The organism is Loktanella agnita (assembly GCF_046640325.1).
Lineage (GTDB): Bacteria > Pseudomonadota > Alphaproteobacteria > Rhodobacterales > Rhodobacteraceae > Yoonia > Yoonia agnita.
The window spans coordinates 341,010-365,487 of the sequence record NZ_JBJMBF010000001.1; the positions used below are offsets into that span (position 1 = coordinate 341,010).

Here is a 24,478-nt window from a genome sequence, read left to right on the forward strand (position 1 = left end):
CTCGCAACAGGTTGTTGCATAAGGGGCCTTAGCTCAGTTGGGAGAGCGCTTGCATGGCATGCAAGAGGTCAGGGGTTCGACTCCCCTAGGCTCCACCATCTTTCAAAACTGCCAAGTTTATCAGTAACTTGCTGATTTTGAAGGGTCTTTTCCGGGAAGTGTTACACTGAGACGCTTAGAAAAGATGCCTGGACACACCCGCCTGTACCGTCGCGGAGCCGCCTACTACCACCGCGCAGCCGTCCCCACCGACATCAAAGATTCGTATGGAAAGCGCGAAGAGACCTTCTCGCTAATAATCAAGGACAGGGACGAAGCGCTGCGCCGTGTGCGGATGGATCAGCTCTTTGAGGCACACCGAAAGCAACTGAGGACCGGCGACATTCGGGCACCAGAACCAGAGCTCTCAGAGCTCACCCCGGCTCAGATCGAGACTGTGAAACAGGCCTATCTGCACCACCTGCTCGACGAGGACGAAGAGGTTCGCGAAGATGGCTTCTACGACCCGGAACACACCTCTGAGCCTCAAGCAGAGCTGCCTCAACCCACTTGGGAGGAACGTCGGGATGACAACGCGTTCTTCAACAAGGCCGCTCGCTATGACCTTGCGCGAGGCAAGCGTGATCACATCATTCGCGACGAGGCTGAGGAGGTCCTGACTTGGGACGGACTTGAGCTGCGGTTGGCCCAGGGCTCACCAAGCTGGCACAAGGTTATCCGTGCGCTGCAAGAAGCGCAGGTTCAGGCCTACGAAGGCATCGCCAAGAGAGACGCCGGAGACGTCGTGCCAACGCCGCCCTACCCGGTTGACCTCTCTGACAATTCAGCCACCGCAACCAGACAAGATAGTATCAGCAGCCATGTCAGGCTGCAAAACGCGGTGGACGCATGGACTGCTGAGAAGTCCCGCGCGTGGACCGACAAGGCGAGGAACGACTACCTTGCGTGGATGACTGCCTTTGCTGAGATCGCAGGCAACAAGCCGCTCCATAGATATAACAAGGACGATGCCCGCGCCCTCAAAGCGGTTCTCCTTAAGCTTCCCCCCAACTGGCGGAAAAAGCCCGGCTTGAAGAATCTATCGATCCAAGAGGCCGCTGCGCTTGCAGACCGTTCAGGTATGGCACCCATGAGTACGACGAACCTCAACAAGGCACTGACGCGCGTCGGGGCATTCTGGAGCTGGGCAGAAGCGCATTATGATGAGGTCAAGCCGTCGTTGTTCAAGGGGCTCTCAGTTCGCGCCACAGTGTCGGCACGAGACCAGCGGTCCCCGTTCAGCGTCGCTCACCGTAGCCGAACGCCGCGTTCGCGAAGCTCAGCCGGATAGAGTGCTGATAGACACAATGCCGGAAGGGCAGGACCTGATTGTTCCGTCGTTGACCGGAGGCATACTTACTGCCAACCGAGCGAGCAGTGTTATTCGTGGCGTAAAGGAGCGGCATAATGCCAAAGCAGAGAAGGATGACACGCTCATCCCGATCCGCCACGAACTTCGTCCCTACGATTTGCGGGGGACTGCTGTGACACAGCTGCTTCGTGCCGGTTGCTCTCTCAACCAAATTGCCGTGACCATGGGGTGGGGATTGCAGCATGCTGCATATGTCATCGAGAACTATGCAGCTCTGGTGCCGGAAGTATCTGACGAGGTGCTGGAAAAGCTCACTGTTTTTCGCTCCGAGGCACACAAGTAGAGGACGCTCTCAATTTTTCCGGTCGCTACCTATGACACCGCCATGGCAGGGGAGCGAACGTATAGCGGAGATTCAGAAATGTCGTGAAGGGTCTGATTACTGCGGCAATCAGGCCGGCAGGAAGGGTGCGAAAAAATATCGCTGATGGTGGTGGGCGCCAAGAAGGACTGTGAGGATTACTCCTTGCGGTCCTTTTTGCCGAGATACTGATGGTTTCTCTGCTCGACACATCAGCTGCTAAACCCATGCCGCTGTAAACCAGTGTGTAAACCGGCCAAATTCATGCCCTACCTGAAGGGTGAAATTACTACGAAATGTCCAGTAAAATAAGGTGGAGGCGAGTACCGGAATCGAACCGGTGTACACGGATTTGCAATCCGCTGCGTCACCACTCCGCCAACTCGCCGCCGTCTGTGCGCATATACTACGCGAAACCGGTCCGCAAGATGTGCTGAACTGCGATCAACCGTTGCCGTGCTGCCGCTTCTGTGGCATGAAATACCAAAGATACTGAACGAAAGAGTTTAGCCCGTGACTGACTATGCATCTCGTCGCACAATGATGGTCGATACACAGGTTCGCCCATCTGACGTAACCAGTTTCCCCATCATCGACGCCATGCTTTCTGTTCCGCGCGAACTTTTCGTGCCTGCCAACCTGCGTGAAGCGGCCTATATTGGCGAAAACCTGAACCTCGGCGGCGGTCGCGTCATGCTAGAACCGCGCACCTTGGGTAAAATGCTCACCGCGTTGGATATCGCACCGACGCATGTGGCGCTCGATCTGGGCTGCGGACTGGGATATTCGACAGCGATCCTTGCGCATCTTTGCGAATTTGTCGTCGGGATCGAGGATGATGAGGCGCGCGCCGAAGAGGCACAAAGCCTTTTGTCCAACCAGGGGATCGACAACGCCGCCGTCATGGCGGGCGCATTGACAGAAGGGGCGGAGAAATCCGGTCCTTATGATATCATCATTATCGAAGGCGGCGTGGAAGAGGTTCCCGCGTCCCTGACCGCTCAGTTGAAAGAAGGCGGCCGCATTGCCTGTATCTTTGCCGAAGGCGCCCTTGGCGTCGTCCGCGTCGGGCATAAGCTGGACGACAACATCAATTGGCGGTTCGCGTTCAATGCAAGCGCAGCTGTTTTGCCGGGATTCGAAAGGAAATCGGCATTTGCACTTTAACAATAAGCGCCCCGTCTGAAGCGGGGGCACATAACAAGTGAGAGGCAGATAAAGATGGAACGGAAAGGATTGGGGGCGATTATGCTCTCGCTCGCGTTGGCCGTGGCCCCTGCGGTCAAAGCAGATACGATCGCAGCGGCGCTGACGGACGCTTATAATAATTCAGGTTTGCTGGATCAGAACCGGGCGTTGCTTCGGGCTGCTGATGAAGATCTCGCGCAGGCCGTTGCGACCACACGCCCGATCATCAATTGGTCGATGGGTGCCACCAGCACCCGGTCGCGCACAACAAGCGACGCCTCAACCCTGCATCGCGCGACAGCCGGCATTTCGGGTTCTCTGCCTCTGTACACAGGCGGGTCGAATAGACTGGCCATTGAAGCGCAGAAGGAAACGATCCTTGGCACCCGTCAATCGCTGCGTGCGGTCGAGCAAGACGTGCTTTTCCGCGCGGTCCAAGCCTATATGAATGTGCGCCGTGACACCGAATTCCTGTCCCTACGTCAAAACAATGTGCGGGTAATTACGCAGGAATTCCGCGCGGCACAGGACCGGTTTGATGTGGGCGAAGTAACCCGCACCGATGTATCACTGGCAGAGGCACGGCTTGCCGCGGCCCGCAGCCTGCTGGCTGCCGCACAGGGCAACCTAGCACAATCAGTCGAGGAGTTCCGCACTGCAGTTGGCCGCATGCCCTCTGGGCTGGCCCCGGTCTCCCCCGCGCCAGCATCGCGCAGCGAAGCTGAGGCAAAAGCATTTGCGGTCCGTAATCACCCTGTGATCCTTGAAACACAGCACGCCGTGGCAGCAGCCGAGCTGACAATCCGCCGGGCAGAGGCTGCGCTTGGTCCATCGTTGTCGCTTGAAGGTTCCATTTCAACGTCGAATAGCTGGGGTGACACCGGCCCGGTTGATCTGAGCAGGGATTTCGATGACAGGACCCGGTCACAACAGGCCCAAATTGGCATTTCTGCTGGCGGCCCGATCTATAATGGGGGTCGTCTGTCCAGCCAGATCCGCCAGTTGATGTCTAACCGGGATGCGACCCGCGCCGGTCTTCATGTCGCTGCGCTGGGTATCGAACAGCAGGTGGGCAATGCCTATGCATCCCTTGTCGTTGCCCGTGCATCGCGCGTTGCCTCAAATCAGCAAATCCGCGCAGCGCAGGTTGCCTTTGACGGGGTTCGGGAAGAGGCCACGCTTGGCGCCCGCACCACGCTTGACGTGCTGAACGCTGAACAGGAATTGCTGGACGCCCGCGCCAACAGCATTTCGGCGCAAGCGGATGAGGTCATCGCATCTTACGCGCTTTTGGCGGCTGTCGGGTTATTGACCGTTGATCACCTGAACTTGCCAGTCCAGCAATACGATCCGTCCTCTTACTATAACCTGGCCAAGAATGCGCCTGTCGTGCACTCTTCACAGGGTCAGGCACTTGATCGTGTTCTCCGCGCAATCGGGCACGAATAGTGACAGGTTGTTGTTCCCACTCGGTTAATCAGATAACCTGAACCGGGTGGGCGCGCAGTCGGAAATACAATTATGTCCAACTCGGCAAGAACAGACGAAATAGATGAAGTATTGTCGTCGGTGAGGAAGCTCGTGGCAAACAAAGGCACAGAATCTTCGAAGACAAAATTGGCCAGTGAAAAGTTAGTTTTAACCCCTGAACAACGGGTCGCTCCGCAAGAGTCAGAGCCTGCTGCGCAAGAAATTGCCGATACAGAGACGGATGCCGTCCTTGTGCTCGAACCGGCAAAGCGTGCGGAGCCTGAAGTATCCCCCGTCCCTGAGGGCGCGTTGGATACATCGGCGATAGCAGACGATGCCGCGCCGCTCGTGCTCGCGCCTGCGACGGAACCCGTGACAGAAGAACCTGCTGCGGAACCTCTTTTGATTGAGGGCGGTGAAGAGCCAATCGCGCTCAAAGCACCGGCAGAACCTGCCTTGATCGAGGCACATGCAGTGCCTGAACCAGATGAAACGCAGACAGAGGCTGACGTGATCGCGGTTGCGCCCGATAGCATAGAGGACAGCAATGTTGCAGAAGGTGCCGCAGAGATCCCGGATGCGGTGATACCCTTCACACAAGCGGCCAACACGCAGCCCCCGGCTGAGACCATCACAGAAAACGCCGGCGAAACCTTAGACCCTGTCACAACGGACACAGCAAGGCCGACTGAAAGCGTAAGCGCTGCGATAACCGGTGCTGCATTGTCATCGACAGCAAACGTCAATGCCAAGGCACAGGAAACAGTCACGCCCGAGGACGCGAAGCCCGCCAGCGCTGCTGTCGATCCGATCCCGGCAGAGGTGTTCTTGTCAGATGACCCGCTGCCTGAGGATGATGAGCAAGACGCACCTATTCTTGCGCTTGATACGCCTGCGGACCCGCTCGCAGGGATCGACGAAGAAGCGCTGCGCGATTTGGTGACAGAGATCATCCGGGACGAGCTGAACGGTGAAATAGGTGAACGCATTACCCGCAGTGTCCGCAAACTGGTAAGGCGAGAGCTGACGCGCATGCTCGCCGACACTGACGAGGACTGAGCGTAAGTTACGCTCAGATATCGCCCGCCAATCCGAGCAGCATCTCGATATCCAGATGCTGCTCGAGATGATCCGCAAGCTGATCCAGCGTGGCCAAAACACCTGCCGCATGGTCGTGATGCGCCACTGGTTTACCCAGACGTTCAAAGAACGCTTGGCGGAACGCATCTTCTGCAAATAGCCCATGCAGGTAGCACCCCAGAACCTGACCATTCGCCGTCGCGGCCCCCTCACCCCGCCCATCCAGCGACAACCAAGCGCGCCCCGTGTCAGGGCCTGCCGTATCGCCGATATGAATCTCATAACCGCTCACATCTGCGCCGGTGGGCAGGTAGACCGCCCGTGAAAGGGCCAGCCGTTTTTGCGGCTTCATCACCGTACACACATCCAGCACGCCCAACCCGTCAACGCGTGATGGCGCACCTTCAATGCCCTCGGCATCAATGATCTCTTTACCCAGCATCTGATAGCCACCGCAAATGCCCAGCACATGCCCGCCCCGACGTATATGTGCCGCCAGATCAACATCCCATCCTTGCGCCCGAAAATGCGCCAGATCGGCAATCGTCGACTTAGAGCCGGGAACAATGATCAGGTCCGCATCGCCCGGCAGCGGCTGCCCGTCCGCGATCAGATCAACACTGACTCCCGGCGTGGCGGCGAGGGGATCAAGATCATCGAAATTCGCGATCCGATTCAAACGGGGTACAGCGATCCGGATATCACCACCCCGGCTGGCACGGATATCCATCACGTCTTCGGCTGGCAATCGCCACGCATCGGCGAACCACGGCACGATCCCCAAAGCGGCCCAATCGGTCCGCTCTTTGATAATCTCCATTCCCTCTGCGAACAGCGTCGGATCGCCGCGAAACTTGTTGATGGCAAACCCCCGGATCAACGCCCGGTCGTCCGGTGGCAGCACCGCATGAGTCCCGACGAGTTGCGCAATCACGCCGCCCCGGTCAATATCACCGACCAGTATCACAGGCACCTGCGCAGCGGCGGCAAAGCCCATGTTGGCAATATCACCCGCGCGCAGGTTCACCTCCGCCGGGCTGCCCGCGCCTTCGACGATCAGCAGATCACGGCCCGCCCCTAGCCGGTTAAAGCTTTCCAGCACACGCGGCAGCAACGCAGCTTTCTGGCGGCCGTAATCCCGCGCCTTCAGGGTGGCAAAGCGCTGACCTTGGACAATGACCTGCGCGCCGGTTTCAGACTCTGGCTTGAGCAGAACAGGATTCATATCCACCAGCGGCTCTAATCCGCAGGCCATCGCCTGAAGTGCCTGCGCGCGGCCGATTTCGCCACCGTCTGCCGTCACTGCCGCATTGTTGGACATGTTCTGCGGCTTAAATGGTGCCACCGACAGGCCACGACGCACGCAAGCACGCGCTATCCCCGCAACCAGCATGGACTTGCCGACGTTCGAGCCTGCGCCCTGTATCATAATCGCCTTGGTCATCGCATCTGAGTGGCCCAGCCATCCGCATGACGCAAGGGGCGACGCAGGCGCAAAAAGAAAAAACGCGGCCCCAAGAGGGACCGCGCATTTCAGTTGACGATTTAATCCAGTTCAGGCGGCGCGCGCTTCCTGTTCGGCAGCGTGGCGACGTTCGCTTTCTTCGCGCGACAGCGCGACAGATGTACGTACACCCTTACCGACAAATTCCATCAGCCCTTCAACGACACGTTCGTTGGGGTCAATACCAGCGCAGGAAAGCACTTCACGTCCGTCGCGAGAGCGCGCCCACCGAGCAATCTGCTCGGGGCCGTTACCGTATTTCTTATCGTCAGCAATCGCATCATCCAATGCCGCAAGAACCACCGCCGCAAACAGTTTGCGAGCGCGGTTCCCTTGTTCATTGTTGAACGCTGTACCGTCGACGAAATCTCTCATCATGTTTCCTTTGTTTTTGCTCTTGCAGTTCCGCGTCCGCGCCAATATGCCCATTTCGCTCCGATTCGGGGACCCTCATTTGGAATGGCTGCCATGCACAGGGCGCATGGCTAAACCCGCAAAAACGGCATATTTCGCAAGCTTGTCACAGGCTCGTCACCCAGATATAGCGGGGACAACGATGCTTTCAACCTTTCGACACAATTCTGACACGAAGTGACCCATGCCCAAAATAAACGGTAATGAAATCCGCCCCGGCAACGTCCTTGAACATGATGGTGGCCTTTGGGCCGCAGTCAAGGTCGACCATGTGAAACCCGGCAAAGGCGGTGCCTTTGCGCAGGTGGAACTGAAAAACCTGCGCGACGGGCGCAAACTGAACGAACGCTTCCGCTCTGCCGACAAGGTGGAACGGGTGCGCCTTGACCAGAAAGATCAGCAGTTCTTGTTCGAAGCCGACGACATGTTGACCTTCATGGACAGTGAAACCTACGATCAAATCGCCCTGCCCGCCGACATCCTTGGTGAGCGTCGCCCCTTCCTTCAGGACGGTATGGTCGTGAAGATCGAGTATTACGGCGAAGAAGCGCTCAACGTTAGCCTGCCGCAAAAGGTCGTCTGCAATGTGGTCGAGACAGAGCCGGTCGTCAAAGGCCAGACTGCCGCGAATAGCTTCAAGCCTGCGATCCTCGACAACGGCGTGCGCATTATGATCCCGCCTTTCGTCGCACAGTACGAAGACATCGTGGTGAACACTGAAACGTTCGAATATTCTGAACGCGCCTAAGGCTACGACGCTGAAAAAACAGGGCGCTGGCATGGATCATGCTGGCGCCCTTTGCATGTCAGATCACTCGCAGATCGCGCTAAGCCGCCTTGCCCTCGAATGCGGCAGCCATCAGGGCGCGCGTATATTCCGTCTGAGGCGCGTCAAAGATCGCAGCCGCATCACCCGCCTCCACCACGTCGCCCTGCTTCATCACCATGACTTTGTGTGACAAGGCGCGCACGACCTTCAGGTCATGGCTGATGAACAGATAGGCCAACCCATAGCGCTGCTGCAAATCGCGCAACAGCTGAACGATCTGCACCTGCACTGTCATATCAAGCGCCGATGTCGGCTCGTCCAATATCACTAGCTTGGGGCGCAGGATCATCGCCCGTGCAATCGCGATCCGCTGGCGCTGCCCCCCGGAAAATTCATGCGGATAGCGGTCCATCATGGCAGGTTCCAGACCCACCTCATGCATGATCTCAGCCACCATCTCGCGCCGGTTACGGCCCGGCTCCACCCCATGCACGCCCAGCCCCTCTGCGATGATCTCGGCCACGGTCATACGCGGGCTCAGACTGCCATAAGGGTCCTGAAAGACGATCTGCATATCGCTGCGCAGCGGGCGCATCTGACGCGGGTTCAGATACTGAATATCGGTACCCTGAAACGCAATCCGCCCTTTCGATCCGATGAGGCGCATCACTGCCAATGCAAGCGTCGTTTTCCCTGATCCGCTTTCGCCGACCACACCAAGCGTCTCGCCCGCGCGGACGGTCAGGGTCGCATCATTCACCGCTTTCACATGACCAACAGTCCGCTTCAGCAGCCCGCGATGGATCGGAAACCAGATTTTCGCGTGATCCGTCTCTAGTACAACAGGCGCCCCCGCCGGCACCGGCGCAGGCAGACCCGTGGACTCCGCAGCCAGCAGCATCTGCGTATATGGATGTTGAGGATTGGCAAAAAGGTCTGCAGTCAGACCTTCCTCCACGATTTCGCCGTCCTTCATCACGCAGACACGATCCGCGATCTTGCGCACGATGGTCAGATCATGGGTGATGAACAGCATCGACATGCCTTCATCGCGTTTCAGATCGGCCAGCAAATCCAGGATCTGCGCCTGAATCGTGACATCCAGCGCGGTCGTCGGCTCATCCGCGATCAATAGATCAGGCCCATTCGCCAGCGCCATGGCGATCATCACCCGCTGCCGTTGACCACCAGACAGTTGATGCGGGTACGACGTCAGACGGGTTTCCGCATCGCGAATGCCCACACGGTTCATCAGTTCAATGATCCGGTCGCGCACTGCGGGTCCACGCAGTCCCTGATGTAGTTCGATACTTTCGGCCAATTGCTTTTCGAGCGTGTGCAGCGGGTTGAGCGAGGTCATAGGTTCTTGAAAGATAAAGCTGATGTCATTGCCGCGCACCCGGCGCAACGCCGGTTCATCTGCACCGACCATCTCTTCACCGTTATAGGTGATGGACCCGGCCATAACGGCGCTGTCACCTAACAGCTGCACGGTGGACAGGGCCGTCACAGACTTACCCGACCCGCTTTCGCCGACCAGCGCAACAGTCTCCCCCTTATGCACCTGAAATGACACGCCACGCACCGCATGGGTGGTCGAGCCATCCTGCCGAAAGGCAACCCGCAGGTCGCGCACATCCAAAACCGGGCCACTTACCATTACTTTGTCCCCGTCTTTTCCAGCGTCACATCGGCTGCGAATACTGTGTCGTCGGCCTGAACCTTGCCATCCGCCACGAAGGTCTTGCGTGGATCGAACGCGTCGCGGACGCCCTCAAAGATAAAGACCAGCAGAGATAACATAATGGCAAAAGTAAAGAACGCCGTGAAACCAAGCCACGGCGCCTGCAAGTTCTGCTTCGCTTGCAATGTCAGCTCGCCCAGCGACGGGGCCGATGATGGCAGACCAAAGCCCAAAAAGTCGAGCGACGCCAGCGTTGCAATCGCCCCTGTCACCAGAAACGGAAGCATCGTGACCGTGGCCACCATCGCGTTTGGCAACATATGACGGAACATGATGGTGCGGTCGCGCACACCCAGCGCCTTTGCCGCACGGACATATTCAAGGTTGCGCGCGCGCAGGAACTCGGCCCGGACCACACCCACAAGCGCAGGCCAGCCAAACAACACCGTCAGGAACACAAGCAGCCAGAAACTGCGCCCCAATATGGCAAAGACGATGATGATCACATAGAGCGATGGAATCCCCGTCCAAATCTCGATGAAGCGTTGAAAGATCAGATCGGTCCAACCGCCGAAATACCCCTGCACTGCGCCTGCGACAATGCCGATAAGCGAGGACGCGACTGTCACGATCAGCGCGAACATGACGGACAGGCGGAAGCCATAAATCACCCGCGCGACCACATCGCGTTTCGTGTCATCGGTGCCCAACCAATTATCCGCGCTCGGCGGCGATGGGGCCACACCACGCACGTCGACGATTGTATTATAGGAATATGGGATTACCGGCCAGATCACCCAGCCAGGCTCAAAGCCTTCAATATCCAGCGTCTCTCCTGCGTCAACAGCAGCGATCAACGCGTCCGGCTCATCGAAACATTCGATCAGCCCGCCGGTGACGATCAGGCATTCGACCTCAACATCCTTATACCCCGCCTCTGTCGGGAAATCCCCGCCGAAATCCTGTTCGGAATAGAAGCTGAACACCGGCATCCGCAGCTCATCGCGATAGCTGACAAGGATCGGTTTATCGTTGGCAATGAACTCCGCCATCAATGACAGCCCAAACAGCACACCAAAGATGATCAGCGACCACACCGCGCGGCGGTTGCGTTTGAAATTGCGCCAGCGGCGCTGGTTCAGGGGGGACAGCAGCTTCATCCGCGGGCCTCGAAATCAATCCGCGGGTCAATCAGCACATAGGTCAAATCCGTCAAAATACCGACCACCAACCCAATGAGAGAGAACGCAAAGAGCGTGCCAAAGACCACCGGATAGTCGCGCGCCACAGCCGCTTCGAACCCCAAACGGCCCAAACCATCCAGCGAAAACAGCGTTTCAATGATCAGCGAGCCGCCAAAGAACACACCAATGAACAGCGCCGGAAAACCCGAAATCACAATCAGCATCGCGTTACGAAAGACATGACCATAAAGCACCTTGCGTTCAGACAGGCCCTTGGCCTTGGCGGTGATGACATATTGCTTTTTGATCTCGTCGAGAAAGCTATTCTTGGTCAGCAAGGTCAGGGTCGCAAAGGCCGATATGGTCGAGGCCAGCACCGGCAAAGTAATATGCCAGAAATAATCCAGCACCTTGCCGATCAGCGACAGATCCTCGAAATTGCCCGATGTCAGCCCGCGCAGCGGGAAGATACGCCAGTAAGAGCCGCCCGCGAACAGCACGATCAACAAAATCGCGAACAAAAACCCGGGGATCGCATAGCCCACAATAATCGCGCCGGATGTCCATGTGTCAAAGGGCGATCCATCCCTGATAGCCTTTTTGATGCCTAGCGGGATCGAGACCAGATAGGCGATCAAAGTGGACCACAGGCCCAGCGTGATCGAGACCGGCATCTTTTCCATGACCAGATCAAACACGCTGATCGACCGGAAATAGCTCTCTCCGAAATCAAAGCGCATATAGTTCCACATCATATTCAGGAACCGCTCAAGCGGGGGCTTGTCGAACCCAAACTCGCGCTCAAGTTCTTCAATAAATGCAGGTGGCAAACCGCGCCCACCGATGTAGTCACTGTCGCTGTCTGATCCGATAGACGCATCACCGCCACCGCCGGAAATGCTTTCGAACACATCACCGCCACCTTCAAGCTGGGCCAGTATCTGTTCAATCGGCCCGCCGGGCACAAATTGGATCAAAGCAAAGTTCAAGATCATGATCCCCAGCAAGGTAGGGATCACAAGCAACAAACGTCTGAGGATATATGCGCCCATTATCGCGACTTAATTGAATGCGCCAGCAGCACGCAGCACATCCGCCTTTTCCTGATTAAACCACCAGTAATCCAGATGCCCCAAGCCAAACTCCGGAAGGTTTTCTGGATACTCATACATATCGTAATAGGCCAGCCAGTTCTTGCCAAGATACCAAATCGGAACGATAAAATACTCGTGGCGCATAATACGGTCAGCAGCTCTCACCAGCGTTGCCATTTCGTCATATGTTTCCGCCTTTGGGATCAACTCACCCAGTGTATCAATCGCTTCTGAACAATAGGCCGCCGGATTGAACACATCGTCCTTGTCTTCACAGCCAAAACGCTGCGAGAATCCGGTGCCTTCCTGTAACCCGCTGCCATACGCGCCAACAATCATGTCATAATTTTTGGCCTGCCGCCGCGCCTGATACTGCGAAGGATCTACGCGATTATAGGTAACATTCACCCCTAACCGGCGCAGGTTTTCGATATAAGGGGTTATGACCCGGTCAAAGGATTGTCGGGTTTCCAAAAACTCAAGATCGAAACTCTCCCCAGCGTCATTACGCAAGATACCATCATCATCGGGGAGCCACCCCGCCTCTGCCATCAAGCCCAGCGCACGGCGCAAATTACCACGATCAAGCGGGCGCTCCCCGGAGCTATGCGGCAACAACGCCTCTTCAGTGAAGATTTCGTCTGAAATTGTGCCGCGCAGCGATTCCAGCACCTCCAACTCGGCCCCTTCAGGCAGGCCGACCGCTTTCAAGCGTTCATTTTCCCAAAAGCTCTCGCGCTGCTGAAACAAGCCGAATTGCAAGTTTTCGTTCGTCCACGTAAAATTATACATCAGGCCAATCGCCAGTCGCACGCGACGGTCCGCAAACTTTTCACGATTCATGTTAAACGCAAATCCCGTCGCGAACGGTAACGTACCATCGTCCAGCTCTTCCTTGACCACCCAATCTTTATCCAGTGCCGGAAAGTCGTAAGATGTCGCCCAGTTGATCGAGCTGGTTTCGCGGCGAAATGTGAATTCACCCGCTTTGAAGGCTTCGAAGGCTGCGGACGTATCCGCAAAATACTCGATGCGTATCCGGTCAAAGTTGCCACGCCCCACGTTGATCGGCAGATCGCGGCCCCAGTAATCAGGGTTGCGCTCGTAGATAATCGAACGACCAACATCGACGTCACTTGTCACGTATTCAGCCGTACCCGGTGAAACCTCGAGGCTGGACTCATCCAGTCTCGCGCCGGTTCTTTCGAACCATGCTTTGGACAAGACTGGGAAGCCCCCAATTTGGCCGATACGCCCACGCAGAGGGTAATCATCCGAGAATGTTACCTTCACCGCATTGTCGCCAACAATCTCCATATCTTCGATCAAGACTTTCAGACTCGCGGCCAATGACGGTGTGCCCTGTTCGACGAATAGCTCGATCGTATAAATCACATCCTCGGCAGTCATTGGTGTACCGTCCGAAAAAACGACATCGTCGCGCATGTGGAAAATAACCCAAGATTTGTCCTCAGGATATTCCAGCGAGGTGCACAGCAAACAATAAGATGAACCGACCTCATCGGATGTCGCTGTCAGAATCGTCTCCCAGATAGAACTGGACAGCGCACCTGGCGTACCGGACAGCGTCGCATAGGGATTCATGCTATCGAACGTACCGGTGGTGGAAATCGAAATTTCGCCCCCTACCGGGGCATCGGGATTGATATAATCCAGATGTTGAAAGTCGCTTGGATATTTCAGCTCACCATATTCATTGAACCCGTGACTCTGAATAATCGTCCCATGGCTTTCCGCCTGTAACTGACCTGCCGCAATCACGGCCCCCACGCCAATCACCGCCCCCAGCAACCAATGCTTCAACACATGCTGTCGTCGGTCTGCTGCCTTGGCAATAGCACGGGCTTGGGGATGATGGCGCATCATACTCTCCGGTTGGGGCGTCACAATATTACTTACGGGCAAGGCTACGGGACAGTCTGGCAAAGATTCAAGGCGAGAATGCGTGATCAGCAAGTGATGACGCAGCGAAGCATAAAAAAAAAGCCGCCCGAAAACGGACGGCCCTCAATATTCACATGAAGTCAAAGATCAATCGTCAAGGCTATCAAGATAGGCGATCAAGTTCGCGCGATCTTCGATCTTGCGCATCCCGTTGTATCCCATCGCGGTGCCCGGTGCGTAACCTTTGGGGTTTTCCAGAAAATGGTTCAGGTTGTCGGGCGTCCAAACATCGGCGACCGCGACCAGCGCACCGGAATAGCCAAACCCGTCAACAGCGGCGACATCGCGCCCCACCACACCATAAAGCGTCGGGCCAGTGCCATTTACGCCCGGCTCAAGCGCGTGGCAGGACCGGCAGCTGCGCCACAGCCCCTCACCATCCGCTGCGCTGGCAGAGGCCAGCACCACAGCAAAGTCGACTTCCTCAACAGCTTCATCGCTGCCGGTTTCTTCCTCGGCCTCAATGACGTAGGCCATCGCATGGTCATCACCATGGCCACCGCCAGAGTGATAGATGGTTTCAGCCACCCATCCCCCCAGCAAATACACCAGAAGTGTCCCGCAAAGAGCACCAACAGTCTTGGTCATCGTCATTGTGTCGAACATGTCGCGTTCCATTCCGTTCACAGTTTTGCGGGTATCTACCCGCTTCCACTCCCCTGTTGCAAGGTATACTGGCGCGACGAAACGCCCAATTTTATCGGTTCGCGGGGGGAAGGGACGTCCATGTCACAAAAAATCGCCTTTCAGGGGGAACTTGGGGCCTATGGGCACGAGGCTTGCGCCACCGCCCGCCCCGATCACACGCCCCTGCCCTGCGCGACCTTCGACGATGCCATCGTCGCCGTGCGTGACGGCGCAGCGGAACTCGGCATGATCGCTGTGGAAAACTCCACCTACGGCAGGGTCGCCGATGTGCATTCTCTCTTGCCGAGCAGCAAGTTGCATATCGTCGATGAAACCTTCGTCCGTGTGCATATCAATCTTCTGGCACCACGCGGGGCGCAGCTGGATCAGATCACCCAGGCCTTCGGGCATCCGGTGATTCTGCCGCAATGCGCCGGTTTCCTGCGCGAACATGGAATCAAGGGGCACACCAGTTCCGACAACGCCCGCGCCGCGCGCGAGGTCGCCAGCAGCGGCGATCCGACCGTTGCCGCGCTCGCCTCGGAATTGGCAGCAGACATCTACGGACTTGATATCGTAGCGAAACACATCGAAGACCACGCCCGGAACACGACACGTTTTCTGATTATGGCGCGCGAGCCTGATTACAGTCGGCGCGGCGATGTAGGCATGATGACCAGCTTCGTCTTTCGGGTGCGCAACATTCCTGCGGCGCTTTACAAGGCTATGGGCGGCTTTGCGACCAACGGGATCAATATGACCAAGCTGGAAAGCTACATGGTGGACGGCCATTTTACCGCCACGCAGTTCTACGCCGAAATCGAAGGACACCCCGACGATCACAACGTGCAGCGTGCGATGGAAGAACTTTCCTATTTCACCGATCACCTGCACGTCATGGGGGTCTACCCGGCGGCGCGGCGGCGGCACGAAGAATAGCCCAACAGGACAGACGACGCTGAAACGTGATGATTCTCGCCCTGCGGCAGCGCCCTGTGCGCCCCGCATCCAAGGCCGATGATCGTTGACTAAGCGCCAGAGGATTTACGGTAACCGTCTTCGATATCTTCAGCAAACTCCAACACCCGTGCCTTAAAGCGTTTGGTCAGTTTGCCTTTCACCAGCTTCATCGACTGCAACAAAAGACGGGCCGCCAGCGACTTTGCGCGCAGATCAAACGCCACCGAAAGCCTTGTGCGGCCGGGCGCCAACGCGACCAATTCGACCTGTGCCGTCACAATCATCCCGTCTGAAACTGTTTCCACACGATAGCTATTGGGCGGATCAAAATCAGTCACAGTCGCCACCATCCGCCGGTCGCGACCACGGAACTGAAATGCAATGTCCCAGGCCGACCCAACCTGAAGCGCACCATCATCCTGCCGTTTGACATCGGCCCCGTGACGTAACGCACGACGCTCGAAATTCGCAATATCGCTAGCGGCCTCAAAGACATAGGCAATAGGCGCTTCGATATCTTCGCGCGTGCTGAACTTCATTGGATCGGTCTCCTATACCGCATGATCAACGACCACATGTTAATCAAGCCTGTCGGCCAGCCAGTTTTCCAGCAAAAACCGAGCAATCGCGCCTTTTCGGGCCGGAAGAATGCGCGGATGTTGCCCGGCAAACGCCTGCGCCAACTCCTCACGGCTGACCCACATCGCCTCTTCGATCTCTACTGGATCAATCGTCAGCTCCGTATCCAGCGCTTGCCCGGCGCAGCCAAACATAAGTGATGCAGGAAACGGCCAAGGCTGGCTTGCAAGATAACCCACCGGACCGACCCGCACGCCAACCTCTTCAAACACCTCGCGGCGCACGGCGGCCTCTAGCGTCTCACCCGGTTCCACAAAGCCGGCCAGCAAGGAATACATTCCCTCTGGCCAACCCGGTGAACGTCCCAGTAAAACAGAATTTCCATGGGTGATTAGCATGATAACAACCGGATCTGTCCGTGGAAAATGATGCCCGCCGCAGGCCGCACAATCCCTCTGCCAGCCCGCCATCGCCATCGCGCTTTCTGCACCGCAACGCGCACAGAATCGGTGTGACACATGCCACCCAAGCACAGCTTTGGCCGTGGCCGCCAGTTCTGCATCCATCGGGGTCAGCCGGGTCATGATCGCGCGCAGCTCTGCAAATACTGCGCCTTCGGGCATCGCCGGGTGCTGTTGTTCTGACGGGTCCAGAAATGTATCAAGATGGGCCGTATCCAGATCGGGCGGCATCCAGCCCGAAATATCCGCCGCAAAAACCGGCTTCCCCTGATCGCGGCCCAGAAAAACAAGACCGTTTTCCACATCAGCCATCGCCGGATGATCCAACGGCAGCCGGACCAGCGCGTCCGCCTGCACCAACGCCTTGCCGCGCCACAAGAATATGGTACGCGCCTCAGGTTGCGCCTGCACGGCCACGATATCGCGTCGCAACTCAGCGGCACGATCCAACCCCACACCACCAAAGGTCACCGTCTCTGCAATCTTCATCGTGGCGAAAATACACGTCGTCCGAAAGAGTTCAATTCATTCTGTAGGATACAGGTGGCGTTAGGCAAGTTGCGCCCTATAGTTGAATCATGACTATAAGACGACCTGATCCCCGCTCGATCAACACGTGCCGGGATCTCCCCACGGCGCGACTCCGCGTGTTGGAGACAACCGATCTGCATATGCAGCTTCTGGACTACAATTATTTTACCGATCAGCATGACAGACACAGCGGTCTGATCCAGCTCGCAGACATAATCGACGCGCGCCGGAATGAAGCTGGCGTCACAACCCTGTTGTTCGACAATGGCGACTTTTTGCAAGGCAACCCGCTGGCTGATTTCGTCGCGAATGGTGCGTTTTGCGAAAATACGCATCCCATGATCGCAGCCTTCAACACGCTCAACTACGACGCTGTCACGCTGGGCAATCATGAATTCAACTATGGGCTGGATTTCTTGCGCGCAACGCTTGCAGGTGCGGCGTTCCCAGTGATTTGTTCCAATTTGCAGCACAAATCGCAACCGCCGCTGGCAGAACCCTTTATTATCCTTTATCGCACGATAGCCTGCGATGACGGAACGACGCGCGACCTCCGCGTCGGCGTCTGCGGGTTTGTTCCCCCGCAAATCACCGACTGGGATCACCAGCTTTTACAAGACGACATCGCAACCGATGACATCGTCGCAGCCGCAACGCAGGTTGTGCCCCGTATCAAAGCCGCCGGGGCAGATATCATTGTCGCGCTGTGTCATGCGGGGATCAGCCCGACAGAGCATCACAGCCGGATGGAAAATGCGGCCGTGCCGCTTGCCGCCGTGCCTGGTATCGACGTCATCCTCACCGGGCACACCCACGAAAAATTTCCCGATGAAACGCAGCAGCACACGGCTGCGATTGATCCGGCCAAAGGAACATTACATGGCAAGCCCGCCATCATGGCCGGGTGTTACGGCAAGCATCTTGGCGTGATTGACCTGCAATTGGGGTGGAACACGGATCACTGGACAATCCTTGACCACGCCTGCCATTTGACACCCGCAGCGGACACAGGCGAAAACCCCAGTGCGCTGCGCCAACAACTCACCGAACAGGTCATGGGCGCACATCAGGCCACCCTGCGACACATCCGGCAACCTATTGCCCGCACCGCCGTTCCCATCCACAGCTACTTTGCCGCCGTCATGCCAGACATGGCGCAGCAGATGCTGGCTGAGGCACAACAGAATTTCATCGCAAGCGCGCTGAGCGACACAGCATGGCGCGACCTTCCGGTCTTGTCGGCAACAGCCCCATTCCGGGCGGGCGGGCCGACCGGGGCCGATCAATATATCAATATTGCCCCCGGGCTGCTGACACTGCGCGACGCCGCCGCGATCTACCCGTTTCCCAACACGCTCTGCGCTGCGCGCCGCACCGGGGCGCAGATCCGGCGCTGGCTGGAACGGGCCGCCTCGCATTTCATGCAGATCACGCCGGGGCTCAGCAAGCAGCCCCTGATTGACCCGCACCATGCGCCCTATAATCTCGATACGCTGCATGGGCTCAGCTACGATTTCGACCTGACAGTGCCTGCCATGTACGACGCCGGGGGGGCACTGCGCTGCCCCACACATAAGCGTTTGCGCAACCTGCGCTTTCAGGGACAGCCCGTGCAGGATGAAGATATCTTCGTCATCGCCACCAACAGTTACCGGGTCAATGGCGGCGGCAGTTTTCAATCGGTCGGACAGGGGGATCTGCTGTTCACCTCCCGCGAGATGACACGCGATATCTTGATCCGTCATCTGCAATCCCGCGCAGAGATCAGCGGCAGTCCCACCAAGAACTGGGATTTCACCCCTATTCCCGACACCAGCGCGCAGCTCTTATCCGCGCCGAATGCACGCCACCACATGTCAGACAGGATGGACCACATGGGGCCGGGGCCGGACGGCTTTGATTGCTTCAGCTATCATTTCTGATGACTTGCACCGCGACGTGACCCACCTTATATAAGAGGTGAGAGGTTGGCGCGGGCGAGCGCCTCGCCAACCTGGTCAGGTCCGGAAGGAAGCAGCCATAACGAGCCCCGCTTGGGTCGTTGTCAGCCTCTCACCACCGCGAAATCGCAGCGCGATTTTGCGGATCGGGACAAAGCGAAACGGCAAAGCCGTTTGGCGGAGTCCCTCTGATTTATGGTCAACAGCCCAGCAAAAGGAGGGTATTCATGATTGTCGCCAACATCCTCCCGGTCCGGGTGCGCTGAGCCTATTTCCGTATCCTTGTCCGGTCTTCGCTGATGCACGCGCATCGGCTATTCCTTCTCCTTTGACGAGGACACTTCATTGACAGACCTTACCCGCGACGCCCTTGGCTGGTCGCCCTTTTACATGTCGCAGCTTGATATTGAAGAGCTGGACACCCTCACCCCTGCCCGTGTCAACGCGGTCCACCGCGACCGGGTGAACGCGCTCAGCGAAATCGGCCCGCTTGAGCTGACCCTTGATCCCGGCATCACCACCGCAGCTGTTGCCGTCGGCGACTGGGTGCTTGCCGCGCCCACGCAACACCGGCTGACCCGCGTGCTTGATCGCAAAACAGAACTCAGCCGGGGCACCGAATATCACACCGGCGAAAAGCAACTGATCGCCGCCAATCTTGATACGCTTTTTATCACCAGTTCCTGTAACGCAGATTTCAACCCGGCCCGGCTGGAACGCTATCTGGCCATGGCGCATGACGCGCTGATCACCCCCGTGATCCTGCTGACAAAAGCCGATCAATGTGACGATCCGGACCATTATGGCGATCAGGCGCGCAAGCTGGGCCGCGATCTAGAGGTGCACACGCTGAACGCCAAAGCTGATGATATCGGGGCGATGATCGCGCCTTGGTGCGGCAAAGGGCAAACTGTGGCCCTTGCGGGCACGTCAGGCGTGGGCAAAACAACCATCGCCAATGCGCTGACCGGCGGCGCAGCAGCCACGCAAGATATCCGCGAAGATGACGCGCGCGGGCGGCACACCACCACGGGCCGCTCGCTGCACCGGATTGCAATGGGCGGTTGGCTGATCGACACCCCCGGCATGCGCGGGCTTGGCGTGGCCGAGGTCAGCTATGGGATCGACGCCACCTTTCCCGAAATCTCTGAATTGGCGGCCCAGTGCAAATTCCGTGATTGCCAGCATGAAAGCGAACCGGGCTGCGCCGTGCGCTCAGCTATTGATGCAGGTGACGTGGATCCAGAGCGGCTGAAACGCTTTCAAAAGCTCAAACGCGAAAACATCCACGCGACCGAAACAATCGCGCAGGCGCGTGATCGTTATAAGAAACTCGGTAAGATGTACAAAAACGCGCAGGCCAAGAAAAAGCGCTAGCGCAAAGGGTGCGCGCCTGCGCGCACCCTATCCAAAACATATGTTCGCTCTGATTTCCATCGCAGGATTCATCTGTAAATCAGGCGGTGCGCGTCATTTTACAAAATTGTGAACCATAACAAATCACCTGATCAACGGACGACATGAGCGGGGCTTGCATGACAGGTGCGCCCGTGCCGCCCATCCCACCATCTGTTTCGGTCGGAGCATTGCAGGCCGCAACGGCCAACAGCAGCAAGACCAGTATCATCCGTCGCATCATTCTTCATCTTCCTTATAAAAATAGCCACCGGCACGAAAACGCATCGCCCCGGTGTCGCTCGCCTGCAGCTCAGCCGCCCGCGCGTTGATCTGTTCCAATAGTTGCATCTGGGCCGCGCGATATTCAGCCTCAAGAACGGCAACCGCATCAGGGGACAAGTGGTTATAATGCACCGCCCGCTCAAAGAACGGGGCTGTGTCCTGAACCATATTCGCCACCGATGCCGACAGAAAATCACCGCCATTACGGGCGAGATAATCCATCTGCGCCCCGGTTCCCGGCAATGGCTGATAGGACCGGGCGCGCAGTTCAACCTTCTCAGCATCCGTCACCGCAACCGTGCCAGCATCCATCAGCTGCGCGAGCATCGTGGCCGGGTGCACGTCACGCCGTATGCTCTGGGTGAGCGCATCGAATGCGGAGCGATCAAGAGGCGCGCCGCCCTGCGCGACCCATTGCCCCACCAGCCGGGACAAGTGGTTCACGCGCGGGGCGGGTATATCTGATGCGCTGCGCAAACGGGAAATGTCGCGCCGCTGCAGTCCCGTCATCACGCTAATGCGGCTATCCGTTTTCTTGCCTGTGATCTGATCAATGGCCGCACTAACAAACTGCGCTTTCACGCGCTCGACAAGCTCTGGGAAAAGAACGCCCCGGGCCACACAAAGCCGGACGATCGGTGCCAGCAAACTGTCAAGAACAAATCGCATATGTGGATATTGCACATTTTGTGTTGACAAGACAAGTGGCTTCAAAATATGTGCAATTTACACATTAATTGAGGTGCCACATGTTCAGACTTTCTATATCTCTCATTTTCCTCGGGCTTTCAGCCTGCGCACCCAGCACCCAGACAAGCTCTGGCAATGACTACATCAGCGCGACCAGCGCCAGCTTTATTGACGATGACATTGCCAAAGCCGCTGCCATCGAACCCAACCTGCGCTTCCCCGCCCGGATCGTCAATGGCGGGCTCACCTTGCCCCCACCGGAAGAAACAGCACTTTTCACCGGGATTGCAGAGCGTAACAGCCAATATGGCGAATTCGTCGCTGTCAGCCCGCTGGTCATGGCGATGGTGACCGATGTGGATGCAGGGATCAATCGGGGGCGGACGTCAAACAGCGCGCGCGCAGTCATCCATCAAATTCGGCTGGCCGCGGCCCGGCAACATCTTGATTATGTCATCGTCTACGAGGTCGGCGCGCGTAGCCGCACCCGCAACACGCCTTTCGCGCTGGCCGATGTGACGCTGCTTGGCGGGATGCTGTTGCCCACACGAAATATCGACGTGGCCGGGATCGGCGCTGCCGCCTTTATTGATGTGCGCAACGGCTACCCCTATAGCACGACCCAAGTCAGCGCGGATTTGTCAGGCTTTGCCCGCAGTTTTCAGGTGGGTCGGCGTAGCAACGTATTGCAGGCCCGCGCCACGCTGAAGGTTGCCGAAGCCCTTGTGCCGGATATCGAAAAGATGCTGGCAGAACTCGCGGCCCGCGCCAGATAGGGTGGGTCGAGACCCACCTTACGCACGACATCTGCCGCGTGCCCATGCCATCTGTGCGTGCGTTTCTACCGCACAGGGACGCAGCGCGCGCAGCCGTGTCAGCGCCGCATCCGGGTCCTCGCCCGCCGCGACCATCAGGCCCAAACAGACCATCCCCGACCGCCCACATCCGCCATGGCAATGCACCAAAACACGCTGCCCCTGCGCCAGTAGGGATAAGGCATGGTTGCGCAAAGCAGGCCAGTCGAAATCATCATCAGGCACGCTGAAGTCGGTGATCGGACAATGACGCCACGCGATGTCATGCGCCTGTAACGCCACTCCCAGCCCGCCCGCATCTTTGCGATCCATCTCTGCCTGCGCGGTCAGTGTGACTACAAGCGCGGGCGCCCATTCAAGCAGCTGCGCCAGATCACCTGCATAATCACCCGACCGACCCGGTATCGGGGCGATGGCCAGCACACCGCCGCCCACCGCCAAAGAATGGATTGCCCAGTCAGACACCCCCATGGGTCACCACCTGCCCCGGATAGGTTGCGGCCCAATCGGCGAGAAACTCCGACACCTCTGGCGCGCCCGCCAGATCAATGGCGCGTTTGGGCAACGCCACGCCATGTTCCAACGCCAGACGCAGACAGGCGATATGATCGCGCTCCGCTCGCGCCGGGCAATTTTCCGATCCATGGATAATCGTGCTCAAAAGCGTTCCGCCATAGGTGTTTACGTGGCTCAGGTCCGGTCCGAGGTTCAGGAAATACCCCATTATGTCCGGCAGCCCTTCCCAGCCGGCAGCTTGTATCGGCGGCAGCCCTGCGGCATCGGGTGCATCCCAATGGAACCCGGTGGCGACCAACGCCTCAATATGCGCACGACGTCCCTGCAGCGCCAGTATCTCGCGCAGGATATGCTGAAATACCGGCGGCACTTTGGCCATATCAATAAACCGCCCCTTCACCACATGGTCCTGCGCGCAATCCGCCAATATCTGCTCGACCTCCGTCAACGCTGGCGGTGGCCCCTGCGCCGCCAGCCGGTCGCGCAGCAAATCATTGCCATAGACACAGGCCGCCGCATAAGCGCTGGTCCCACACCAGTGGTGCGCCGGATCGGCCCCGGCAGTAATCAGCAGATCAATCATCTCTGCCCCGGCCTGCCGCCGGGCGGCGTGGAACAGCGCGGGCGGGACCGACGCATCGCCCGCGCCCTCACTCGGGTCTGCCCCGGCCTCCAGCAACATACGCACCGCCGCGACATCATGAAAATCCATCGCCCGCAGCAGCGCATTGGTACCTTTTGGGTCCGCCCCATGATCCAAAAGCAGCTTGAGCCCGTCGCGATGGCCCAGCTCGGTCGCGTGATAAAGGCTCTCGCCGTCATTTGGGTCTGCCCCATGCGCCAGCAACCAGCGGCCAAGGGGCATGTTGCCCGCATGGCCGATGGCGCCATACAGGGCTGAAAGTCGCTGGTCGCTGCCTGGAAACGGCGCGAAGCCATCATTTACATCCGCCCCATGCGCCAGCAGCAGATCGGCAATCGCAAGCATATCCGCCTCTTTGTGTGGCCAGACCTGCAACATGCGCGAAAAAGCAAGATGCACCATCGGCGTGCGGTGGCCCGCCATGCGCGTCGCCGCCGCCGGATCAACCGACAAAACGCGCTGCACCGCACCCAAGTCGTACAGCGCCACCTGCAAGCCAAAAAGACCATCAGCCAGATCAGGCGTATCCCAGATCAACTGCTGGACCACCTGCACCTGCCCATGGGCCAGTGCCAGCTTCAGCCGTTGCTGCCGCGCCGCGCGGTCCATGCCTTGGGTTTCCACAGCCAGCTTCATTTGCGGCCAGCTGGTAAAGTTGTTTTCGCGGGCGATCACATGCAGAAAATCCGCACGCTTCAGCGGGCCGATCTCGCGGGGGCGGACACTATCAAGCCGGGCAATCGCCGCCCGGTCGCCGGTTTCATAGGTTTTTTGAAGGGTTTTCGCCTGCCTGCGCAGGGCATCAAGGGTATCCATCATCGGCTTCCTCATGGAAAAAGCCCACCGGTCCGCTCTCCGGGGCATATGAGAAAGACCAGAAATAGGTCCGTCAGGATCGTCATTGGGTGCATCACGCTTTCCGCGAACCTGGGTGCCGCCCAACACGACAAGTTCTACGTTAATGGGGGCGCG

General features: G+C 57.9%; 23 protein-coding genes, 2 tRNA genes and 1 other RNA gene. 12 read left to right on the forward strand and 14 right to left on the reverse strand.

Annotated features, from left to right (window positions below; translation table 11 throughout):
* Positions 1-22 precede the first annotated feature (22 nt).
* The 3 genes from ACJ5NV_RS01830 (at position 23) to ACJ5NV_RS01840 (ending at position 1,694) form a co-directional block, all read left to right on the forward strand.
* Positions 23-98 (forward strand) — tRNA-Ala (locus tag ACJ5NV_RS01830).
* Between the two features lie 86 nt (positions 99-184).
* Positions 185-1,330 carry a DUF6538 domain-containing protein gene (locus tag ACJ5NV_RS01835; protein ID WP_411641882.1) on the forward strand — a complete coding sequence of 382 codons (1,146 nt, stop codon included), beginning with the start codon at positions 185-187 and terminating at the stop codon, positions 1,328-1,330.
* A gap of 1 nt (position 1,331) precedes the next feature.
* Positions 1,332-1,694 (forward strand): hypothetical protein, encoded by a 363-nt coding sequence (locus ACJ5NV_RS01840; RefSeq protein ID WP_411641883.1) that lies wholly within the window; start codon positions 1,332-1,334, stop codon positions 1,692-1,694.
* A gap of 332 nt (positions 1,695-2,026) precedes the next feature.
* On the opposite strand, the gene ACJ5NV_RS01845 is transcribed toward ACJ5NV_RS01840, so the two are convergent.
* A tRNA-Cys gene (locus ACJ5NV_RS01845) sits at positions 2,027-2,100 on the reverse strand.
* A gap of 125 nt (positions 2,101-2,225) precedes the next feature.
* Here ACJ5NV_RS01845 and ACJ5NV_RS01850 point away from each other — a divergent pair.
* The 3 genes from ACJ5NV_RS01850 to ACJ5NV_RS01860 all read left to right on the forward strand — a co-directional run bounded on the left by ACJ5NV_RS01850 (position 2,226) and on the right by ACJ5NV_RS01860 (position 5,429).
* A complete protein-coding gene (locus ACJ5NV_RS01850; protein WP_411641885.1) occupies positions 2,226-2,879 on the forward strand; it encodes a protein-L-isoaspartate O-methyltransferase family protein in 654 nt (217 codons plus the stop codon).
* Positions 2,880-2,933: 54 nt separating this feature from the next.
* Positions 2,934-4,349, forward strand: coding sequence for a TolC family outer membrane protein (locus ACJ5NV_RS01855; RefSeq protein ID WP_411641887.1), 1,416 nt, complete (start codon positions 2,934-2,936; stop codon positions 4,347-4,349).
* A gap of 168 nt (positions 4,350-4,517) precedes the next feature.
* Complete coding sequence (locus ACJ5NV_RS01860; RefSeq protein WP_411641889.1) at positions 4,518-5,429, forward strand: hypothetical protein; 912 nt, start codon at positions 4,518-4,520, stop codon at positions 5,427-5,429.
* Positions 5,430-5,442: 13 nt separating this feature from the next.
* Here ACJ5NV_RS01860 and ACJ5NV_RS01865 read toward each other — a convergent pair whose 3' ends face one another.
* Together ACJ5NV_RS01865 and ACJ5NV_RS01870 are read right to left on the reverse strand one after the other, a co-directional pair.
* Positions 5,443-6,894 carry a cobyric acid synthase gene (locus ACJ5NV_RS01865; protein ID WP_411641891.1) on the reverse strand — a complete coding sequence of 484 codons (1,452 nt, stop codon included), beginning with the start codon at positions 6,892-6,894 and terminating at the stop codon, positions 5,443-5,445.
* Positions 6,895-7,005: 111 nt separating this feature from the next.
* Complete coding sequence (locus tag ACJ5NV_RS01870) at positions 7,006-7,329, reverse strand: DUF6280 family protein (RefSeq protein ID WP_411641946.1); 324 nt, start codon at positions 7,327-7,329, stop codon at positions 7,006-7,008.
* 223 nt (positions 7,330-7,552) lie between these two features.
* On the opposite strand from ACJ5NV_RS01870, the gene efp reads away from it, so the two are divergent.
* A complete protein-coding gene (gene efp / locus ACJ5NV_RS01875; protein WP_411641892.1) occupies positions 7,553-8,116 on the forward strand; it encodes an elongation factor P in 564 nt (187 codons plus the stop codon).
* Between the two features lie 79 nt (positions 8,117-8,195).
* Here the strand turns inward: efp and ACJ5NV_RS01880 are convergent, their stop codons facing one another.
* The 5 genes from ACJ5NV_RS01880 to ACJ5NV_RS01900 form a co-directional block, all read right to left on the reverse strand.
* A complete protein-coding gene (locus ACJ5NV_RS01880) occupies positions 8,196-9,797 on the reverse strand; it encodes an ABC transporter ATP-binding protein (RefSeq protein ID WP_411641893.1) in 1,602 nt (533 codons plus the stop codon).
* Entirely contained in the window at positions 9,797-10,981 is a 1,185-nt protein-coding gene (locus tag ACJ5NV_RS01885) for an ABC transporter permease (protein ID WP_411641895.1), read from the reverse strand. The genes ACJ5NV_RS01880 and ACJ5NV_RS01885 overlap by 1 nt, the downstream gene beginning before the upstream one ends.
* The gene (locus ACJ5NV_RS01890; RefSeq protein WP_411641896.1) at positions 10,978-12,057 is read right to left on the reverse strand and encodes a microcin C ABC transporter permease YejB; all 1,080 of its coding nucleotides are present in this window, start codon (positions 12,055-12,057) and stop codon (positions 10,978-10,980) included. Before ACJ5NV_RS01890 ends, ACJ5NV_RS01885 begins: the two co-directional genes overlap by 4 nt.
* Before the next feature lie 9 nt (positions 12,058-12,066).
* The gene (locus ACJ5NV_RS01895; RefSeq protein ID WP_411641898.1) at positions 12,067-14,076 is read right to left on the reverse strand and encodes an extracellular solute-binding protein; all 2,010 of its coding nucleotides are present in this window, start codon (positions 14,074-14,076) and stop codon (positions 12,067-12,069) included.
* 75 nt (positions 14,077-14,151) lie between these two features.
* Entirely contained in the window at positions 14,152-14,670 is a 519-nt protein-coding gene (locus ACJ5NV_RS01900; protein WP_411641900.1) for a c-type cytochrome, read from the reverse strand.
* Between the two features lie 120 nt (positions 14,671-14,790).
* Here ACJ5NV_RS01900 and ACJ5NV_RS01905 point away from each other — a divergent pair, with 120 nt between their 5' ends.
* Complete coding sequence (locus ACJ5NV_RS01905) at positions 14,791-15,630, forward strand: prephenate dehydratase (protein ID WP_411641902.1); 840 nt, start codon at positions 14,791-14,793, stop codon at positions 15,628-15,630.
* 89 nt (positions 15,631-15,719) lie between these two features.
* Here ACJ5NV_RS01905 and ACJ5NV_RS01910 read toward each other — a convergent pair whose 3' ends face one another.
* Both ACJ5NV_RS01910 and nudC read right to left on the reverse strand, forming a co-directional pair.
* The gene (locus ACJ5NV_RS01910; RefSeq protein ID WP_411641904.1) at positions 15,720-16,190 is read right to left on the reverse strand and encodes an SRPBCC family protein; all 471 of its coding nucleotides are present in this window, start codon (positions 16,188-16,190) and stop codon (positions 15,720-15,722) included.
* Positions 16,191-16,229: 39 nt separating this feature from the next.
* Positions 16,230-17,180 carry an NAD(+) diphosphatase gene (nudC, locus tag ACJ5NV_RS01915; RefSeq protein WP_411641906.1) on the reverse strand — a complete coding sequence of 317 codons (951 nt, stop codon included), beginning with the start codon at positions 17,178-17,180 and terminating at the stop codon, positions 16,230-16,232.
* A gap of 89 nt (positions 17,181-17,269) precedes the next feature.
* Between nudC and ACJ5NV_RS01920 the strand changes: the two genes are divergently transcribed.
* The 3 genes from ACJ5NV_RS01920 to rsgA all read left to right on the forward strand — a co-directional run bounded on the left by ACJ5NV_RS01920 (position 17,270) and on the right by rsgA (position 20,539).
* Positions 17,270-19,144, forward strand: a complete 1,875-nt coding sequence (locus tag ACJ5NV_RS01920) for a bifunctional 2',3'-cyclic-nucleotide 2'-phosphodiesterase/3'-nucleotidase (protein WP_411641908.1) — start codon at positions 17,270-17,272, stop codon at positions 19,142-19,144.
* 38 nt (positions 19,145-19,182) lie between these two features.
* Positions 19,183-19,280: signal recognition particle sRNA small type (ffs, locus tag ACJ5NV_RS01925), an RNA gene on the forward strand.
* Between the two features lie 227 nt (positions 19,281-19,507).
* The gene (rsgA, locus tag ACJ5NV_RS01930; protein WP_411641910.1) at positions 19,508-20,539 is read left to right on the forward strand and encodes a ribosome small subunit-dependent GTPase A; all 1,032 of its coding nucleotides are present in this window, start codon (positions 19,508-19,510) and stop codon (positions 20,537-20,539) included.
* A 79-nt stretch (positions 20,540-20,618) separates the two neighbouring features.
* On the opposite strand, the gene ACJ5NV_RS01935 is transcribed toward rsgA, so the two are convergent.
* Both ACJ5NV_RS01935 and ACJ5NV_RS01940 read right to left on the reverse strand, forming a co-directional pair.
* Positions 20,619-20,801 carry a hypothetical protein gene (locus ACJ5NV_RS01935; RefSeq protein WP_411641912.1) on the reverse strand — a complete coding sequence of 61 codons (183 nt, stop codon included), beginning with the start codon at positions 20,799-20,801 and terminating at the stop codon, positions 20,619-20,621.
* Positions 20,798-21,511, reverse strand: coding sequence for a DUF6502 family protein (locus tag ACJ5NV_RS01940; RefSeq protein ID WP_411641914.1), 714 nt, complete (start codon positions 21,509-21,511; stop codon positions 20,798-20,800). The genes ACJ5NV_RS01935 and ACJ5NV_RS01940 overlap by 4 nt, the downstream gene beginning before the upstream one ends.
* 80 nt (positions 21,512-21,591) lie before the next feature.
* On the opposite strand from ACJ5NV_RS01940, the gene ACJ5NV_RS01945 reads away from it, so the two are divergent.
* Positions 21,592-22,308, forward strand: coding sequence for a hypothetical protein (locus ACJ5NV_RS01945; protein ID WP_411641915.1), 717 nt, complete (start codon positions 21,592-21,594; stop codon positions 22,306-22,308).
* Between the two features lie 18 nt (positions 22,309-22,326).
* Here the strand turns inward: ACJ5NV_RS01945 and ACJ5NV_RS01950 are convergent, their stop codons facing one another.
* Together ACJ5NV_RS01950 and ACJ5NV_RS01955 are read right to left on the reverse strand one after the other, a co-directional pair.
* The gene (locus ACJ5NV_RS01950) at positions 22,327-22,818 is read right to left on the reverse strand and encodes a phosphatase domain-containing putative toxin (RefSeq protein WP_411641917.1); all 492 of its coding nucleotides are present in this window, start codon (positions 22,816-22,818) and stop codon (positions 22,327-22,329) included.
* The gene (locus ACJ5NV_RS01955) at positions 22,805-24,325 is read right to left on the reverse strand and encodes an ankyrin repeat domain-containing protein (RefSeq protein ID WP_411641919.1); all 1,521 of its coding nucleotides are present in this window, start codon (positions 24,323-24,325) and stop codon (positions 22,805-22,807) included. Before ACJ5NV_RS01955 ends, ACJ5NV_RS01950 begins: the two co-directional genes overlap by 14 nt.
* Positions 24,326-24,478 lie beyond the last annotated feature (153 nt).

What these genes read in the sequence shown, in the direction of transcription:
- ACJ5NV_RS01835 (WP_411641882.1), top strand. Translation starts at nt 185, where the DNA reads ATGCCTGGACACACCCGCCTGTACCGTCGCGGAGCCGCCTACTACCAC.
- ACJ5NV_RS01855 (WP_411641887.1), top strand. Translation starts at nt 2,934, where the DNA reads ATGGAACGGAAAGGATTGGGGGCGATTATGCTCTCGCTCGCGTTGGCC.
- ACJ5NV_RS01865 (WP_411641891.1), bottom strand. Translation starts at nt 6,894, where the DNA reads ATGACCAAGGCGATTATGATACAGGGCGCAGGCTCGAACGTCGGCAAG.
- ACJ5NV_RS01870 (WP_411641946.1), bottom strand. Translation starts at nt 7,329, where the DNA reads ATGAGAGATTTCGTCGACGGTACAGCGTTCAACAATGAACAAGGGAAC.
- efp (WP_411641892.1), top strand. Translation starts at nt 7,553, where the DNA reads ATGCCCAAAATAAACGGTAATGAAATCCGCCCCGGCAACGTCCTTGAA.
- ACJ5NV_RS01880 (WP_411641893.1), bottom strand. Translation starts at nt 9,797, where the DNA reads ATGGTAAGTGGCCCGGTTTTGGATGTGCGCGACCTGCGGGTTGCCTTT.
- ACJ5NV_RS01885 (WP_411641895.1), bottom strand. Translation starts at nt 10,981, where the DNA reads ATGAAGCTGCTGTCCCCCCTGAACCAGCGCCGCTGGCGCAATTTCAAA.
- ACJ5NV_RS01890 (WP_411641896.1), bottom strand. Translation starts at nt 12,057, where the DNA reads ATGGGCGCATATATCCTCAGACGTTTGTTGCTTGTGATCCCTACCTTG.
- ACJ5NV_RS01900 (WP_411641900.1), bottom strand. Translation starts at nt 14,670, where the DNA reads ATGTTCGACACAATGACGATGACCAAGACTGTTGGTGCTCTTTGCGGG.
- ACJ5NV_RS01905 (WP_411641902.1), top strand. Translation starts at nt 14,791, where the DNA reads ATGTCACAAAAAATCGCCTTTCAGGGGGAACTTGGGGCCTATGGGCAC.
- ACJ5NV_RS01910 (WP_411641904.1), bottom strand. Translation starts at nt 16,190, where the DNA reads ATGAAGTTCAGCACGCGCGAAGATATCGAAGCGCCTATTGCCTATGTC.
- nudC (WP_411641906.1), bottom strand. Translation starts at nt 17,180, where the DNA reads ATGAAGATTGCAGAGACGGTGACCTTTGGTGGTGTGGGGTTGGATCGT.
- ACJ5NV_RS01920 (WP_411641908.1), top strand. Translation starts at nt 17,270, where the DNA reads ATGACTATAAGACGACCTGATCCCCGCTCGATCAACACGTGCCGGGAT.
- ACJ5NV_RS01935 (WP_411641912.1), bottom strand. Translation starts at nt 20,801, where the DNA reads ATGATGCGACGGATGATACTGGTCTTGCTGCTGTTGGCCGTTGCGGCC.
- ACJ5NV_RS01940 (WP_411641914.1), bottom strand. Translation starts at nt 21,511, where the DNA reads ATGCGATTTGTTCTTGACAGTTTGCTGGCACCGATCGTCCGGCTTTGT.
- ACJ5NV_RS01945 (WP_411641915.1), top strand. Translation starts at nt 21,592, where the DNA reads ATGTTCAGACTTTCTATATCTCTCATTTTCCTCGGGCTTTCAGCCTGC.
- ACJ5NV_RS01950 (WP_411641917.1), bottom strand. Translation starts at nt 22,818, where the DNA reads ATGGGGGTGTCTGACTGGGCAATCCATTCTTTGGCGGTGGGCGGCGGT.
- ACJ5NV_RS01955 (WP_411641919.1), bottom strand. Translation starts at nt 24,325, where the DNA reads ATGATGGATACCCTTGATGCCCTGCGCAGGCAGGCGAAAACCCTTCAA.